Annotated in this window: 19 protein-coding genes and 1 tRNA gene; 13 read left to right on the top strand and 7 right to left on the bottom strand. The window is 70.2% G+C overall.

All coding sequences use genetic code 11. From position 1 onward, the window contains the following. Positions 1-43 precede the first annotated feature (43 nt). Both ACWD5F_RS12250 and ACWD5F_RS12255 read right to left on the bottom strand, forming a co-directional pair. The gene (locus ACWD5F_RS12250; protein WP_451253583.1) at positions 44-685 is read right to left on the bottom strand and encodes a TMEM175 family protein; all 642 of its coding nucleotides are present in this window, start codon (positions 683-685) and stop codon (positions 44-46) included. 91 nt (positions 686-776) lie between these two features. Next, positions 777-1052 carry a DUF6355 family natural product biosynthesis protein gene (locus tag ACWD5F_RS12255; protein ID WP_451254114.1) on the bottom strand — a complete coding sequence of 92 codons (276 nt, stop codon included), beginning with the start codon at positions 1050-1052 and terminating at the stop codon, positions 777-779. Positions 1053-1231: 179 nt separating this feature from the next. On the opposite strand from ACWD5F_RS12255, the gene ACWD5F_RS12260 reads away from it, so the two are divergent. Then, positions 1232-1924, top strand: a complete 693-nt coding sequence (locus ACWD5F_RS12260; protein ID WP_451253585.1) for a class I SAM-dependent methyltransferase — start codon at positions 1232-1234, stop codon at positions 1922-1924. Here the strand turns inward: ACWD5F_RS12260 and ACWD5F_RS12265 are convergent. Together ACWD5F_RS12265 and ACWD5F_RS12270 are read right to left on the bottom strand one after the other, a co-directional pair. Further along, positions 1914-2402 (bottom strand): hypothetical protein, encoded by a 489-nt coding sequence (locus ACWD5F_RS12265; protein WP_401727725.1) that lies wholly within the window; start codon positions 2400-2402, stop codon positions 1914-1916. The genes ACWD5F_RS12260 and ACWD5F_RS12265 overlap by 11 nt on opposite strands. A gap of 98 nt (positions 2403-2500) precedes the next feature. Beyond that, a complete protein-coding gene (locus tag ACWD5F_RS12270) occupies positions 2501-3481 on the bottom strand; it encodes a zinc-dependent alcohol dehydrogenase family protein (RefSeq protein ID WP_451253587.1) in 981 nt (326 codons plus the stop codon). Between the two features lie 95 nt (positions 3482-3576). On the opposite strand from ACWD5F_RS12270, the gene ACWD5F_RS12275 reads away from it, so the two are divergent. The 3 genes from ACWD5F_RS12275 to ACWD5F_RS12285 all read left to right on the top strand — a co-directional run bounded on the left by ACWD5F_RS12275 (position 3577) and on the right by ACWD5F_RS12285 (position 6534). Then, positions 3577-4227 carry a TetR/AcrR family transcriptional regulator gene (locus ACWD5F_RS12275; protein WP_451253589.1) on the top strand — a complete coding sequence of 217 codons (651 nt, stop codon included), beginning with the start codon at positions 3577-3579 and terminating at the stop codon, positions 4225-4227. A gap of 189 nt (positions 4228-4416) precedes the next feature. Further along, positions 4417-5673, top strand: coding sequence for an MFS transporter (locus ACWD5F_RS12280; protein ID WP_451253591.1), 1257 nt, complete (start codon positions 4417-4419; stop codon positions 5671-5673). A gap of 96 nt (positions 5674-5769) precedes the next feature. Further along, positions 5770-6534, top strand: coding sequence for an SDR family NAD(P)-dependent oxidoreductase (locus tag ACWD5F_RS12285; protein ID WP_451253593.1), 765 nt, complete (start codon positions 5770-5772; stop codon positions 6532-6534). Between the two features lie 104 nt (positions 6535-6638). Here the strand turns inward: ACWD5F_RS12285 and ACWD5F_RS12290 are convergent, their stop codons facing one another. After that, entirely contained in the window at positions 6639-7247 is a 609-nt protein-coding gene (locus ACWD5F_RS12290; protein WP_451253595.1) for a TetR/AcrR family transcriptional regulator, read from the bottom strand. 162 nt (positions 7248-7409) lie between these two features. Between ACWD5F_RS12290 and ACWD5F_RS12295 the strand changes: the two genes are divergently transcribed. The 5 genes from ACWD5F_RS12295 (at position 7410) to ACWD5F_RS12315 (ending at position 11283) form a co-directional block, all read left to right on the top strand. After that, positions 7410-8219 carry an ABC transporter ATP-binding protein gene (locus ACWD5F_RS12295; protein ID WP_451253597.1) on the top strand — a complete coding sequence of 270 codons (810 nt, stop codon included), beginning with the start codon at positions 7410-7412 and terminating at the stop codon, positions 8217-8219. Further along, positions 8216-8977: an ABC transporter permease gene (locus ACWD5F_RS12300; protein ID WP_451253599.1), complete on the top strand. Its 762-nt coding sequence runs from the start codon at positions 8216-8218 to the stop codon at positions 8975-8977. Before ACWD5F_RS12295 ends, ACWD5F_RS12300 begins: the two co-directional genes overlap by 4 nt. 15 nt (positions 8978-8992) lie before the next feature. Next, positions 8993-9829, top strand: coding sequence for a MerR family transcriptional regulator (locus tag ACWD5F_RS12305; protein WP_451253601.1), 837 nt, complete (start codon positions 8993-8995; stop codon positions 9827-9829). Between the two features lie 30 nt (positions 9830-9859). Then, positions 9860-10336, top strand: a complete 477-nt coding sequence (locus ACWD5F_RS12310; protein WP_451253603.1) for a nuclear transport factor 2 family protein — start codon at positions 9860-9862, stop codon at positions 10334-10336. A gap of 62 nt (positions 10337-10398) precedes the next feature. Then, positions 10399-11283 carry an alpha/beta hydrolase gene (locus tag ACWD5F_RS12315; protein ID WP_451253605.1) on the top strand — a complete coding sequence of 295 codons (885 nt, stop codon included), beginning with the start codon at positions 10399-10401 and terminating at the stop codon, positions 11281-11283. A 65-nt stretch (positions 11284-11348) separates the two neighbouring features. On the opposite strand, the gene ACWD5F_RS12320 is transcribed toward ACWD5F_RS12315, so the two are convergent. Next, a complete protein-coding gene (locus ACWD5F_RS12320) occupies positions 11349-11840 on the bottom strand; it encodes a hypothetical protein (RefSeq protein ID WP_451253607.1) in 492 nt (163 codons plus the stop codon). A gap of 212 nt (positions 11841-12052) precedes the next feature. Between ACWD5F_RS12320 and ACWD5F_RS12325 the strand changes: the two genes are divergently transcribed. Next, positions 12053-12406, top strand: a complete 354-nt coding sequence (locus ACWD5F_RS12325; RefSeq protein ID WP_451253609.1) for a hypothetical protein — start codon at positions 12053-12055, stop codon at positions 12404-12406. Between the two features lie 82 nt (positions 12407-12488). Here ACWD5F_RS12325 and ACWD5F_RS12330 read toward each other — a convergent pair. Then, a tRNA-Val gene (locus tag ACWD5F_RS12330) sits at positions 12489-12560 on the bottom strand. A 184-nt stretch (positions 12561-12744) separates the two neighbouring features. On the opposite strand from ACWD5F_RS12330, the gene ACWD5F_RS12335 reads away from it, so the two are divergent. From ACWD5F_RS12335 to ACWD5F_RS12345, 3 genes are all read left to right on the top strand, one after another. Further along, positions 12745-13515, top strand: coding sequence for a DUF4097 family beta strand repeat-containing protein (locus ACWD5F_RS12335; RefSeq protein WP_451253611.1), 771 nt, complete (start codon positions 12745-12747; stop codon positions 13513-13515). Positions 13516-13603: 88 nt separating this feature from the next. Next, a complete protein-coding gene (locus ACWD5F_RS12340) occupies positions 13604-14953 on the top strand; it encodes a hypothetical protein (protein ID WP_401727735.1) in 1350 nt (449 codons plus the stop codon). Between the two features lie 113 nt (positions 14954-15066). Beyond that, positions 15067-15288 carry an FmdB family zinc ribbon protein gene (locus tag ACWD5F_RS12345; protein WP_402348452.1) on the top strand — a complete coding sequence of 74 codons (222 nt, stop codon included), beginning with the start codon at positions 15067-15069 and terminating at the stop codon, positions 15286-15288. Positions 15289-15299 lie beyond the last annotated feature (11 nt).

Here is a 15299-nt window from a genome sequence, read left to right on the forward strand (position 1 = left end):
TGTATACGCGCCGCGTATAGCCATCTGATCCTGAGGAGTCACATCACGGCGTCGGCACCGGGCGGCGGGGGAAGCGACCGAGAACGAAGTGGGTGGGGACGACCGCGACCCAGAACCACATGGCCGCGTCCGTGTTGACGAAGGCCAGGGGGATGGAGAGGCCGAAGACCAGCACGCTGGAGCCGAGTTGGGCGGTGAGTCGGCGGCGGGCCACGGCGGCGGGTGAGGTGGGAGTGGGGTGCACCTGGCGTTGCGTGAGCAGCAGCAGGGCGGTGTGCACCGCGTGGATCGCGGCCATCGCACCGGCGTAGAGGGCGACGGCGACGGGCTGGGAGGCGTACTCGGCCAGGAGCCCGGTGGGGAAGGGCAACAGGGCGACCAGGCCCAGGCCGAGCAGGATCAACTCGGTGATCACGAACGACTCGACGGGCAGCGAGGCGAGGATGCGGCGGTGGTCGCGCCAGAAGCCGGAGAGGAGGGTGAAGCTGAGGGCGAAGGCGCCGAGGCTGGGGAGTTCGTCGCTCAGGGCCCGGTGGAAGGCGGCGTCGTTCAGACCCGCGGGGACCGCCACGTCGATGACGAGAAGGGTCATCGCGATGGCGTATATGCCGTCGGACAAAGCGATCAGGCGTGCCACGCCCGGGGCGTTCTCGTGGGTGCGCGTCTGTGCCACTGGCTCTGTCATGGCGACGAGAGTAGGGCGTCCGCCTTGGCCGGATCGCACCGGCCAAGGCTCGGTCGGCTCACACCGTCACGCCGTCACCGGCGGCCGTACGTCAGCAGGTACGGCCCACGTAGTGGGCTCCCTGGATCTTGTCGGCGGAGCCCAGCCAGGTCGTGCCGGGCGCGACACAGCGCTCGTAGTCCGGCGCCAGGGCGACCCTGACCTGGATGACGACACGCGAGCCGTCGGAGGTGCAGTGGTTGTAGTAGGCGTCGCTGGAGGTCTCGTAGAACCCGCACGGGTCGGCGGCGGCCGGTCCGGCGGCGACGGTCCCCGTGGCCAGGGAGGCGAACGCGAATGCGGTGACACCGAGGACGCGGGTCACCATACGACGAATAGGCAAGCGGAACTCCTGGATCAGTGCAGGCCGACGACACGAACAGGCTTGTGCCTGCCGGTCAGTTGGTTGGATGCCCGAGTATTGCGACGTATCCCGGCGGGATTGAGGGGCCGCCCGCGTTGTTCACCTGGCGAATCGTTCACCCACTACGCCGAACGGATGGTCCGATGTCCGACCTCCACCACCAGACCGCCTACTGGGACGCGGTCGCGGAGACCAAGCGCTTCACGCATCCGCTGCACGCACCGTGGCTCGACGGCCTCGGCCGGGACGCCGTGATCCTCGACTACGGCTGCGGATACGGCCGGACCATGGACGCCCTCGAACAGCAGGGCTTCGGTGACCTCTTCGGCGTCGACACCTCGCCGGGGATGATCTCCCGCGCCCGCCGTCTGCACCCCGCGATGCGCTTCGAGGTGCTGGACGCCCCGCCGACCCTGCCGTGCCCGGACGCGAGCATCGACCTGGTCGTCCTCTTCGCGGTACTGACCTGCGTCCCCGACGACCAGGCACAGCGCCGGCTGATCGGCGAGGTGCGCCGCGTCCTGAAACCGGGCGGACGTCTCTACCTCAGCGATCTGCTCCTCCAGAACGACCAGCGAAATCGCGACCGCTACACCGAGTACAGCGAACGCCACGGCGGCCCCTACGGAGTCTTCCGCACCGATGACGGCGCCGTCTGCCGCCACCACCCCGACGACTGGTTCACCGACCTGCTCAGCGACTTCACGTCCATCGACACCCGCCCGATCACGGTCGCCACGATGAACGGGCATGAGGCGGCCGGGGTGCAGATCCTGGCCGGCACCCCGACCTCCGCTACCCCTCGTACGGTCGAACGCCCCGGCCCTACCAGCTGAGTTCGAGGCTCCCGCCCACCGGCAAGGCGTGCCAGCGGTCCGCGTACGTGTCGAAGCGGGCCACGATGTGGTCGACGACCGGGGGGAGTTGGTCGGCACGGACATACGCCGGGAGCGTCTTCGCGTGCCCGCGGCGGACCTCCCAGACGGGGACCGCGACGGCCGCCAGTTCCTCCGAGCGGGCCATGTCCGCGCGGGCCTGCGGGGACGGTGTCGTCGGCTTCGACCTGCGGCGGCGGGCCGCCTTGTTCCGCTCGGCGGGATCCGCGGGCCAGAACAGGCCGTTGTCACCGGCGGCCAGTCGCCCGTACACCCCGAGCCTGATCCCCGCCTCCGCCTCCACGAGGAAGTGCACCAGGTCGTGCGGCAGATACGGATGCCCACCGGGACCGTTGCGCGGAGCCAGCGCCGCGCCGGTCTCGCGGTGCACGGCGATGTCGTAACTCGTGCCGGGGCCCTTGGTGAAGACGACGCGCATGGCACTCACGCTAGGCGCCGGGCCCGCACCCACGCATCTCGTTTTCCTGCTCCGCGAGTCGGCCGATCCGGCGGTCCTACGGGAGCCGATCCGGCGGTCTACGGGCTCAGCACGATCCTGCCGAACACCTCTCCGGCGTCCATCTTCCGGTGCGCCACCACCGCCTCGTCCAACGGCAGCACCTCGTGGACCACCGCCTCCAGTCCGCCGCGGCCCGCGGCGGCGAACTGCGCGCTCCGCTCGGCCCGCAGGTCGGCCTGGTCCACGGTGTCGAGGCTGAAGGTGGCGAAGGTCAGCGAACTCCGGAACGCGGCCATGAGCTTCGTACCGAAGTCCGCGGGCGGCCGGCCGCCGACCATGCCGACGGCGACGAGGCGGCCGTTCGGGTTGAGCCGGTCGAAGAACGCGGGCAGGTCGGGGCCGGCGACGATGTCGATGATGACGTCGTAGCCGGCGGGCGTGTCCGCGCTGCCGTTGCCGTGGTCGTTCCCGTTGCCTGAGCGGTCGAGGACGTGGGTCGCCCCGAGCGCGCGCAGGCGCTCGCCCCGCTCGGCGGACGACGTCGTGACCGCCACCGCCGCGGCCCCACCGCGCGCCGCCAGTTGTACGGTCATGAGCCCGAGGCTGCCGGACGCGCCGCGCACCAGGACCGTCTCCCCGGGCACGAAATGGGCGTGCGCGAGGGCGAAGTGCGCGACGGACCCGGCGCTGCCGAGGGTCACCGCGTCGACGGCGGACAGGTCGGCGGGGAGCGGAATGACCCGCTCCGCCGAGGCGACGGCCTGTTCGGCGTAGCCGCCGCCCGCGCCGGGGGATCCCCACACCCGGCGGCCGATCCACGACCCGTCGACACCGTCCCCGACGGCGGTGACGGTGCCCGCCACCTCGCCGCCGGGGACGAATCCCTCCGTGAAGCCGTAGGAGGCCAGCGCACCGCTCCGGATCAGGGTGTCCACGCCGCCGACGCCCACCGCCTCCACGGAGATGAGGACCTGGCCGGCGGCAGGCAGCGGCGCCGGAAGATCCACCACGGCCAGACCTTCCGGTCCTCCGAACGACTTGATCTCGATGGCCTTCAACGTGGTCTCCGTCCGGGTCGGGGATGTTCGAGGCGGTTGCGGCCGCCGTTTCGGACCGTAACGGACGCCCCCGTCCGTTTGGCTAAAGTGAGAGCGTGACCGACGATTTGCCTCACACCCTGCGCTCCGACGCCCAGCTCAACCGCGAACGCATCCTCGACGCGGCCCGCGCGCTCTTCCGCGCCGAGGGCCTGAACGTGCCGATGCGCGAGGTCGCCCGGCACGCCGAGGTCGGGCCCGCCACCCTGTACCGGCACTTCGCGACCAAGCAGGCGCTGGTGACCGCCGCCTTCGCGGACCAACTGCGCGCCTGCCGTGACATCGTCGACGCGGCCTGCGCCGATCCCGATCCGTGGCGTGGTTTCCGTACGGTCGTCGAGAAGGTCTGCGAACTGCACGCGCGTGACCGGGGGTTCACCGAGGCGTTCATGTCGACGCTCCCGGGAGCGGACGCGGCGGCCGTGGTGGCGAGCAGTGAGTACCAGTTCAAGGCGGTCGACGCGCTGGCTCAACGAGCCAAGGACGCGGGGCGCCTGCGGCCCGACTTCACGCTCGACGACCTCGTCCTGATGCTCATGGCCAACAAGGGGATCCACGCCCCGTCACCCACCCTCCAGGCCAACGCCTCCCGCCGTTTCGCGGGCTTCGTGATCCAGGCGTTCGAGGCCTGCCCGCACCAGAGCGCACTGCCGCCGGCGGTGACGTTCGAGCGGTACGAGTCGCTCGGCGGCCCGTCCCGGCATTAATCGCCTTTCCCACCCGGCCAGTTGAGGACTAGCCTGCGAGCGACCCACGAGGAGCGAAGAGACATGCCCGGTCGTCCGAGCGCGCGTTGACGTCGTAGGCCGTGATCGGCCCGTCAATCGCGTGCTGCCCTTGATGTCGCGGCACAGCGAGCCTTCTTCCTTGTCGTTGTCGGCAACCCGAGGACTCCCGTGCCGTCCGCTTCTCCCTCCCCCATTCCGTCGAGCCTGTGGCGGGACCGCGACTTCCGTAGCCTCTGGGCCGGTCAGACCGTCTCCCAACTCGGCGAGCACACAAGCCTGTTGGTGCTGCCGCTCGTCGCCGTCCTGACCCTCGACGCCAGTGCCGGCGAGTTGGGCGCGCTCCGCGCGGTGGGGCAGGCGCCGATCCTGTTGCTCTCGCTCTTCGTCGGTGCGTGGGTGGACCGTTGGCGGACCCGCACGGTGATGGTGCTGGCGGACGTCGGCCGGACCCTGGCGCTGGGCGTCGCCGCGCTGGCCGCTCTCCTCGGCCGGCTCGACCTGCCCACGCTGTTCGCGGTCACCTTCGCCGTCGGCGCCCTGTCCGTGTTCTTCGACGTGTCCTACCAGGCGTCTCTCGTAAGGCTGGTGACACATGATCAGCTGGTGCGAGGCAACAGCGCCCTCGAAGGCAGCAGATCCGTGGCCCAGATCGGCGGCCCCGCGCTCGGCGGCACGTTGGTGACCTTGCTGTCGGCACCGGTCGCCGCCGCCTCCGGCGCCCTGTTCTTCGCGCTGTCGTTCCTTTCGATACGACGGATCCGGCACCGCGAATCGATGCCGAAGCGCACGCGACGCCCCCCGCACATAGGGCGCCGGATCCACGACGGCATCCGCTTCGTCCTCGACGACACCTCACTGCGGACGGTCTGCCTCGCCTCGGCCGCCTTCCAGTTCTTCTTCGCCGCCACGATGACCGCCTATCTGCTCTACCTCCCCCGGGAACTGCATCTCTCGGGCACGGCGGTAGGGCTGGCACTCGCGGCGACGGGACCGGGCGCGCTCCTGGGCTCGGTGCTGGCGGCCCGCCTGCCGCGCCGGTTCGGCCACGGCCCGGTGCTCGTGTCCGCGGCGGTACTCGGCGACGGCGCGTTCCTGTGCGTACCCGCGTTGCACAGCTCCTCCGCGATCACGGTTCCGGTACTCCTCGCGGTTGGCTTCGCGTTCGGGACCGGCGGCCAGTTGGTGAACGTCACGGTCATGGCCGTACGGCAGGCGGTCACGCCGGACGGGATGCAGGCGCGCGCGGCCGCCACGATCACGTTCGCCGGCATGGGAATGACTCCGCTCGGCTCCCTCCTGGGCGGCTTCCTCGCACAGGAATGGACCCTGCGGGCCGGCCTCCTGACAACAGCGGCAGGGATGCTGCTCTCCCCCGCGCTGATGGCACTGTCCCCACTCGCCCGCCTGGGCCGGACGCTCCCCTGACCACCCTCACATTATGGACTTGCCAGTCCATTTTTTCCGAAGCACAGTGGCACCCGCGTCGAACCGACGCCGGAGAACCGAGCAACGGAGTGGAACATGTCGATGCGGCTCGCGGGCAAGACCGCCTTGGTGACCGGAGCGACCAGCAACATCGGACGGGCGATCGCGGAGGCCTTCGCCGCCCAGGGGGCGCACGTCGCCGTGTCCGGCCGCAGCGCCGAGCGGGGCCAGGAGGTCGTCGACGGCATCCGCGCCCGCGGCGGCCGCGCCGACTTCGTACGGGCCGACCTGGACGGCAGCGCCGCCGCCTCGCAGGCGCTGGCCCAGGAGGCGACGCGGGTCCTGGGCGGCCGTATCGACGTCCTGGTCAACAACGCCGGCATCTACCCCGGCGACACCACGGCGGCCACCGACGAGAAGACCTTCGACCAGGTCTACGCCGTGAACGTGAAGGCCCCGTTCTTCCTGACCGCGGCCGTCGCCCCCGCCATGGTGACGGCCGGTGGCGGGGCGATCATCAACCTGGGCTCCTGGATCGCCCGCCTGGGCCTTCCGATCGCCGCGCTCTACAGCTCCACCAAGGGGGCCGTGGAGACCCTGACCCGGGCCTGGGCCGCGGAGTTCGGACCGCAGGGGGTGCGGGTGAACGCGATCTCCCCGGGCGTGGTGCAGACGCCCGTACCGGGCGAGTCCCACCCGGCCGAGATCATGATGAAGGGCACCCCGGCAGGCACGATGGGCACGCCGGACGCGGTCGCGAACGCGGCCGTGTACCTGGCCGCCGACGAGTCCTCGTTCGTGCACGGCATCGTGCTCGACGTGGACGGCGGCCGTACGACCGCTGCGGTCATCGCGGGCTGAGACCTGATGGGAGTGGGTGATCAGGGGGCCGGAGCCGGTGCTGGGGGTCGGAGCCGGTGCTGGGGGTCGGAGCCGGGGACTAGGGCCGGGAGCCGCGGCCCGCGTCACGCCAGGACGCTGCCGGCGTGCCGCAGGTCGGCGATCCCCTGATCGAGCGCGGCACGCAGGTGGGTGGACTCCCCCGTCGACAGCAGGATCGCCACGCCCCCTTGGAGCGCGGCGAGCAGCGCCGCGGCCCGGGTGTCGACATCGAGGTCGGCGGGAACCAGGCAGGCCGCCTGCAACGCCCTGATACCCGTGGCCAGGTTCTCCTGCCACTGGCGCGTCAGCTCGATCACGATCGCCCGCATCCCGGGAGTCGAACGCCCGACCTGATAGAGCAGCGACCCGAGCGGACACTGCTCCCCCTGCGCCTCGTAGCGCTCGACCACGACGTCCCGCCACCGCCCCCAGGCCTCCCACGAGTCGAGACACCCCAGATACGGCTGCTGGTCCGCGAGCACCTGATCCGCCTCGAACTGGGCCACCGCGACGAGGAGTTCGTCCTTGCCCGCCGGGAAGTAGTGGAACAGCTGACTCTTGCTGGTCCGGGTCCGCGCCATGACGTCGTCCAACGTCGCCGAGGCGACACCCTTCTCCCGCAACACCGCCGCGGCCCCCTCGACGATCCGACTCCGGGTCGCCTTGCCCTTGGCGGTCAGCTCACCACGCATGCCATGACTCCCTGAAAATGGACTCTCTAGTCCACTATATGCCTCCGGCCGCCCGTTGCGACTGAGCGGGCTTGACCTTGACGCCGGGTCAACCCTCCATCCTCCCGGTACGAGCCCTCCTCGCAGCCGCCTGGAAGAGCTCCGCGAAGGAGGCAGATGACCATGACGGCCCCACCGATCGCCGGTCCGGTGATTCGCGTACAGGGTCTGGAGAAGTCGTACGGGAAGCTCGAAGTGCTGCGCGGCGTGGACTTCGACGTGGCGCGAGGCAGCGTCTTCGCCCTGCTCGGCTCCAACGGATCGGGCAAGACCACGACCGTGCGGATCCTCTCCACGCTTCTCAAGGCTGATGCGGGGCGGGCGAGCGTCAACGGCTTCGACGTCGCCTCCCAAGCGGGGAACACGCGGGAGTCCATCAGCCTCACCGGTCAGTTCGCGGCCGTCGACGGGATCCTCAGCGGCCGGGAAAACCTCGTACTGGTCGCCAGGTTGCGCCACCTCAAGGACCCGGGCGCGATCGCCGACGACCTGCTGAGGCGTTTCTCGCTGACCGAGGCGGGCGCGCGCCGAGTGGCGACGTATTCGGGTGGGATGCGCCGGCGGCTGGACATCGCGATGAGCCTCATCGGGAACTCGCCGGTGATCTTCCTGGACGAGCCGACGGCCGGGCTCGACCCCGAGGCACGCGTCGAGGTGTGGCAAGCGGTCAAGGAACTCACCGGCCGCGGAACGACTGTGCTGCTCACCACTCAACACCTGGACGAGGCTGAGCAGTTGGCCGACCGGATCGCGATCCTCCACCAGGGCCGGATCATCGTGACGGGCACCCTCACGGAGCTCAAACAGCTCTTCCCGCCCGCGACGGTCGAGTACGTCGAGAAGCAGCCGACCCTGGAGGAGATCTTCCTCGCGATCATCGGCGGCGCCGACAAGAGCACCACCGACGGCACGACAACTGGGGGACAAGGATGACCGCGTACTTCCTCAGCGACACCGCCACGCTCACGGGGCGGACCCTGCGCCACGTCACACGCAGCGTGGACACCGTCATCACGACCGTCATCACGCCGGTCGCCATGATGCTGATGTTCGTCTACGTCTTCGGCGGCGCGATCGACACGGGGTCGGTCCCGTACGTGAACTACATGCTGCCCGGCATCCTGCTCATCACCGTCGCGTCGGGCATCTCCTACACCGCGTACCGGCTGTTCACCGACCTGCAGAGCGGGATCTTCGAGCGATTCCAGTCCCTGCCGATCGCACGGTCGGGTGTGCTGTGGGCACACGTCCTCACCTCTCTGGTCGCCAACCTGATCTCGCTCGTGATCGTCGTGGGCGTCGCCCTGCTCATGGGCTTCCGCACGGGAGCCGGAGTGCCGGCCTGGCTCGCGGTCGTCGGCATCCTGTTCCTGTTCACCCTGGCGCTGACCTGGATCGCCGTGATCCCCGGGCTGTCCGCGGCGTCGGTCGAGGGCGCGGGCGCGTTCGCCTACCCGCTCGTCTTCCTGCCTTTCGTCAGCTCGGCGTTCGTGCCCACGGGGACCATGCCCGGCCCGGTGCGCTGGTTCGCCGAGCACCAGCCGGTGACGTCGATCGTCGACACGATCCGCGATCTGTTCGCCCGGCGGCCGGTCGGCGACGACATCTGGACGGCGCTCGCGTGGTGCGTCGGCATTCTCGTGGTGGCGTACGTCCTCGCGATGGCCGCCTACCGCCGGAAGATCGCCTGAGGCAGGCTGAGACCCATGCTGACCATCAGCCGGCTCGCGGCGCACGCCGGGGTGACGGTGCGGGCGGTACGCCACTACCACCGGATCGGGCTGCTGCCGGAGCCCGAACGCGACCGGTCCGGGTACCGGAGCTACGACGCCGCCGCGGTCGTACGCCTGATCAGGATCCGCACCCTGGCGGACGCCGGCGTGCCGCTGGCCCGGGTGCAGGAACTCCTCGACGCCGGCCCGGACGAATTCGGCGACGGCGTCCAGGAGATCGACAGGACTCTGCGCGCCGAGATCCGACGACTGCGGGACACCCGTGGCCGACTCGCCCGACTCGCCGCCGGAGAACACCTGGCGCTCCCGCAGAGCGTCGTGGACTACCTCGACCGACTGCGTGAACTCGGCGTCGAGGAGCGGTACATCGAGATGGAACGGGATGCCTGGATCATGGTCGCCGCCCAGGCACCACACCTGATCGAAGCGGTGATCGCCAGGAAGCACGAACAGCTGGACGACCCCGACATGGCGAAGCTCTACAGCCTTCTCAGCGAGGAACTCGAACGACCGGAAGACGATCCGCGGCCGAAAGACACTCCACAGCCGGAAGACGGTCCACAGCCGGTCGACGATCCACGACTGGTCGAGATCGCCGACATCGTGGAGCGCCTGATGATGCGCGCCGTGAAGGCCGGCGAGGTGGGTACCGACGTCTTCGACGACCAGTTCGTCGACCTCCTGGACTCGACCATGGTCGAGTCCTCACCGGGCGCCGAACGACTCATGGCGATCCTGGAGGAACGCGGCTGGAGAGGCTGGACGCGCATCGAGCGAGTACCTGCCGACAGGCTCGACACCGAGTCGTGAGGGCGCCGACCGAGCTGCCAGGATGCGGAGATGACCACTCACGACCTTGACCCCATGGCGCGCCTATTGGCGGAACGCAGCTGCGAACGCGTGATCCTGGAACTCGTCCGCCGGCTGGACCTGGGTGACCCGAGCACGGTCTGCGATCTGTTCACCCCGGACGGCTTCTGGGAATGGCCGCATGACGGGCGCCGGGTCGAAGGCCGGGAAGCCCTGCGCGCATACTTCGGCTCGCGACCGGCGGACCGCCTGTCCCGTCGGATGTGCACGAACGTCCTGGTCACGGTCGACTCGCCGGACACCGCGACAGCGACCACGTACTTCGCCACCTACCGGGTCGACGGCTATACCGACGGCACACTGATTCCCCCTCGCCTGCCCGCGAACATCGGCCACTACGAGGACACCTTCCGCAAGATCGACGACGTCTGGCTCCTCGCGACACGCACCCTCGTCCTGCCTTTCGGCGGACCGACGGAACGCCTGGACACTCCACGCCGATCCTGATTCCGAGGTGGACCCCCAAACCCCCTTTGAGGCGGTCCGCGATTCCTCCTAGGTTGGCCCGGATGACGATCGAGGTGCCCTACCGGCCGATTCCGGTTGACCAGACGGACGTTCGCTACGCCCACGGCCCCGACTCGGTTCCGCAGCCGGACGTGCCCGTCGGGGAGACGGTCGAGTTCGACTGGAACGACAGCGCGATCTACCCGGGAACGGCACGGAAGTTCTGGGTCCATGCGCCCGCGCGGTACGACTCCGCCGTACCGGCGTCGCTGATGGTGTTCCAGGACGGCTGGTGGTACCTGGATCCCGGAGGGGAGGTCCGCGGTGCGACAGTCCTGGACAACCTCGTCCACCGCGGGCACATCCCGGTCACCATCGGCGTGTTCGTCGACCCCGGCGTCTTCCCCGACGCCGAGGACCCGAAGAACCGCAACACCGAGTACGACGCATACGACGATTCGTACGTCGGCTTCCTCCTGAACGAGATCATCCCCGAGGTCAGGAAGCACTGGTCGATCGCCGAGGACCCCGATCGGTGGGGCATCTGCGGTGGCAGCAGCGGTGGCAACTGCGCCTTCACCGCGGCGTGGCTGCGCCCGGACAGATTCCGCCGGGTGATCGGGTTCCTGTCGAGCTTCGCGCAGATGCCGGACGGCAACCCGTACCCCGAAGCCATTCCCCGCGCTCCGCGCAAGCCGTTACGGATCTTCCTCCAGGCCGGCCATCGTGACCTGCGCTGGAACGAACCCGAGGCGAACTGGCTCGCCGCCAACCTGCGCGTCGCGGCGGCGCTCGCGGAGGCCGGCTACGACTTCCGCCTCGTCCTGGGCGACGGCGGCCACAGTCCCAACCACGGTGGCGTCCTGCTCCCGGATGCCCTGCGCTGGTTGTGGCGGTCGGACGACCACCCGAAGCGGCCGACGGGCTCGACCGGAGCGACTTCGTAGAAGCGGCCGAAGCCCCCGCCCGCGCGACGCGGAACGGGGGCCTCGGAAGAGCTCGGTGCTGTCCCTCACCACCAGGGCGTGATCGAAACGGCGACCGAGCTGGAGCAGAGTTCCCAATTGGGTACGACGCAGGCCCGGAACGCTCGGCTGGAGCTCGAGCTCGTCTGCGTTCCGGTCGTCCAGATGGTCGCGGCCGTGCTGTGGGTCCATGCCGCGCAGTCCCAGACGCGGTCGCCGTCGATGTCCACCTCGAAGACGACCGAACGGCCGCCCGAACCACCCACCACACGACCCCAGCCGTACTGCGCGCCGTTGGCGTACCCGGTCCGCACCTGCGCGGTGCCCGACGAAGTGGCGGGCCCCTGCACGGCGGTGCTGACGCTGGTGGCGGTGGTCGAATCCTCCAGGCCGGGCACCCCGAAGCACTCCAGGGTGGGTCCCGCACTCCGCGCCGCGTCAGCCGCGCCGGCCGCGCCGGCGGTCCCTGCCAGCAACGACCCCGCGAGTACGAGAACCCCCGCCGCGGCGGTCGCCGTTCTGCTCAACCCTCGTCCCATGTTCTCCCCCTTGCTCTGCCTTGGTCTGCCGAACTGGTCCGGAAGGTCTCGGTGACGCTTCCGAGCCCAGGTTGCCGTTCGCCTTCGAGCCGCCGCCACACACTGAAAGCGTGGTTTGAACGACCGGCAACCGAAGCGCCCGGCCGCACCCGTTCGCATGAACCCCGTGAAGGAACTCGCATCCCAAATTCGAACAGGCGTACCATTGCGCCGTGGCTACGACCTACGACTTTCCGAGTGACCTCCTCGCCGGTCAGGAGGAGCTGCATCAGGTCCGGGCCGAGCTGTCGGCCCTGCTCAAGCGGTTGCCCTGGTCGGTCGTCCCCCTCGACGGGTTCAGCGACCAGGCCGGCTGGCGCAAGGTGGAGCGCCCCGCCTCCCCGGGCTGGACGTCCGACGAACAGGCCGAGGTGGAGAAGCTCCGCCAGCGCGAACACGAACTGGCCGTCTTCGTCACCACCCACCGCTTCTGGGTGGAGGTCACACAAGGGGAGCGCGTCCAGGCACGGATGCGGCTGAAGCACGCACACGGGGACGGGGACAGAAACGAGAACGGGGACAACTGACGCGTTCCTCGAACACCGAAGGCCCCGGGAACACAGAAGGCCCCGGCCGATGCGGCCGGGGCCTTCCCATGTCGTTCCTACGTGGGCGCGGACGGTTTCGAACCGCCGACATGCTGCTTGTAAGGCAGCCGCTCTACCCCTGAGCTACGCACCCGGGACAAGACGAGTCGACAGCCTACCTTGCCCTGGGCACTGCCCCGCAAACGCGTATCAGGGAGAACCCTGAGTCGGACCGGGGGTTATCCCCACCCCAGATCCGGGAGCGGCCCGGATCCCTCCGCGGCCCCCCGCTCCGTACGGTCGTAGAGCCTGCACAACCGCCTCAGGGGGAGATCGCCATGGACCGCACCACCACAGCCCGTACCGCCCTTGCCATCGGAGCCGTCGCACTGCTCGTCGGGGGTGTCAGCGCCTGTGGGGCGTCCGCCGGGGACGACAAGGATCCTGATCACCGGACGTTCGCGTTGGAGGGGAAGACGCTCACCGTCGACTCCGACGACTCGGCGTTGGAGATCGTCGCGGCGGATTCGAACGCGGCGGGGAAGATCGAGGTGACCCGGTGGTTCCAGGGGAGCGTCGCCATCGGGTCGGACCCGAAGGTGACCTGGTCCATGAAGGGTGACCGGCTGGTGCTCAGGATGAAGTGCAGCGGCGTCGTCGCCGACTGCTCCGCCAAGCACCGGATCGAGGTGCCGCGCGGGGTCGCCGTGAAGGTGGAGGACGGGGACGGGAGCGTGCGGGCCCGTGGCTTCAAGGACGCGCTGAACATCCGTACGGGTGACGGGTCCGTGCATGTCACCGACTCCAGCGGGCGGCTCCAGGTCCGTACCGGCGACGGATCCGTGCACGCCGACGTCTCCTCGCGGCAGGTGCGTACGCAGACCGGTGACGGTTCCGTCCACCTCGAACTGGGCGCCGTACCGGACCTGGTGGAGTCCCGCTCCGGCGACGGCTCCGTGACCATCGCGCTGCCGCGTGCCTCGTACCGGGTGACCACCGAGACCGGCGACGGCGGGGTCGATGTCTCCGTGCCCCGCGACAGCAGCAGCACGCATGTCGTGACCGCGCACACCGGTGATGGAAAAGTCACTTTGAAGACCGCGAACTAACCGGCCCGTGTGTTCGTCCTTAACCGGTGGGAGAATGAAACGAGACACCGGTAACGGGTAAGGACGGATGACAGCTCGGGAGAGGCACGTGACGGCGACACCTGGGAAGCCGTACTCGCCGTCGGTGCGGGACACCCTCACCCTCCTCGCGCTGCCCCTCGTCGTCGCCCTCGCCCTGCCGGCCGCGTTCGCCGGCGGCGGCACCCGGCGCTGGTTCGGCGGCCGGGCCGAGAGCCAGCGGGCCGAGGCGCAGGCCGCGAAGGACGCGGCGGCGGCCGCGTTCTACGAGCTGGACACCGCCCAGCGGGATCTGCGGATCTCGATAGAGACCATCACGGCCGTGGACGACTCGCCGGCCGCCCGGCGCGTGGTCGCCGACTTCGAGGCGCTGGGCCGTCGCATCGACGAGGCCAGCCGGCAGTACATCGAGGCGGTGGACGCGCACGACCTGGACCGGGACGAGCTGGAGGCGTCGGTCGCGGCCCACGCGCGCACCGAACTGACCAAGGCCAAGGACGAGCTGGCGAACGTCAAGCGCGAGCTGGACCGCTTCGGCGACAGCCTCGGCCCGCTGATCGGCAAGGCCGAGACCCAGCTGGCCCGCCTCGCCCCGGCGGTCGAACGGGCCCGGCAGGGCCTGCTCGCCGCGTCGAACGCCCTGGACGCGGTACGGGAGTCGGGGCTGCGCGCCGACGACCTCGCCGCCCGGCTCGCCACCCTCGCCCCCGAGCTGACCAAGCTCAACCAGGGCGCGGGACAGCACGGCGTACCGGAGACCCTGGAGCGGGCCGAGCGGGTGGCCCGGGAGGCCGAGACGATCCGGGTGGAGGCCGAGCGGCTGCCGGAGAAGGCCGCCGAGATCGACCACCGGCTGGTCTCGCTGCGCACGCGCGCGCAGGCGCTCACCACCCGTGCCGGGCAGGTCGATCCGGTGCTGAGCGAGCTGCGCCGCCGGTTCACCGCGGCCTGCTGGCAGGACCTCCAGCACGTGCCCGACCAGGCCGGGGAGAACGTACGGCAGGCGGAGCTGAAGCTGAAGGAGGCGCAGTCCGCGCGGGACGCCCAGCGCTGGCCGGACGCGACCGCGCTGCTGTCGACGGTCCGCGCGCTGCTGAACACGACGGACGAGTCGGTCTCGGCCGCCGGCGACCGGCTGCGCCGGCTCAACGCCGTGCAGAAGGACCCCCAGCAGGAGATCGACCGCACCCGCTTCGCCATCCGGGACGCCCAGCGCCTGGCCATGTCCGGCCGCAGCACCCCCGACCCCCGCCAGGCCCGCCCGCTGGACGAAGCTGTCGCCCGGCTGGACCGGGCGATCACCGGCCTGGAGGGCCGGCACCCCGACTACTGGCACTTCCTGACGGAGACGGAAGCGGTCCGGCAGTCGGTGGCGCGCGTGGTCGCGCAGATCCGGGAGGAGCGCGGGGGCGTCCACTGAGAGTGGTACGGCCGTCGCACGACGGCTCGCCTTGCCTGTACGCCCTTGTCTGTACGCCCTGTCTGTACGACTTGTCTGTACGACGATCCCGCGCCGCCGGTTAACCTGTGCCCATGCCTCGCTACGAGTACCGCTGCCGGACCTGCGGCGACACGTTCGAACTGAACCGCCCGATGGCCGAGTCCGGCGCGCCCGCCGACTGTCCGGCCGGCCACGACGACACGGTCAAGCTGCTGTCGACGGTGGCCGTGGGAGGCGGCAGCAAGTCCGCCCCCGCGCCCCAGGCGGGCGGCGGAGGCGGCGGCGGTTGCTGCGGCGGGGGCTGCTGCTCCTGACCTGCCGACTG

This window comes from Streptomyces sp. NPDC002499 (genome assembly GCF_053595415.1).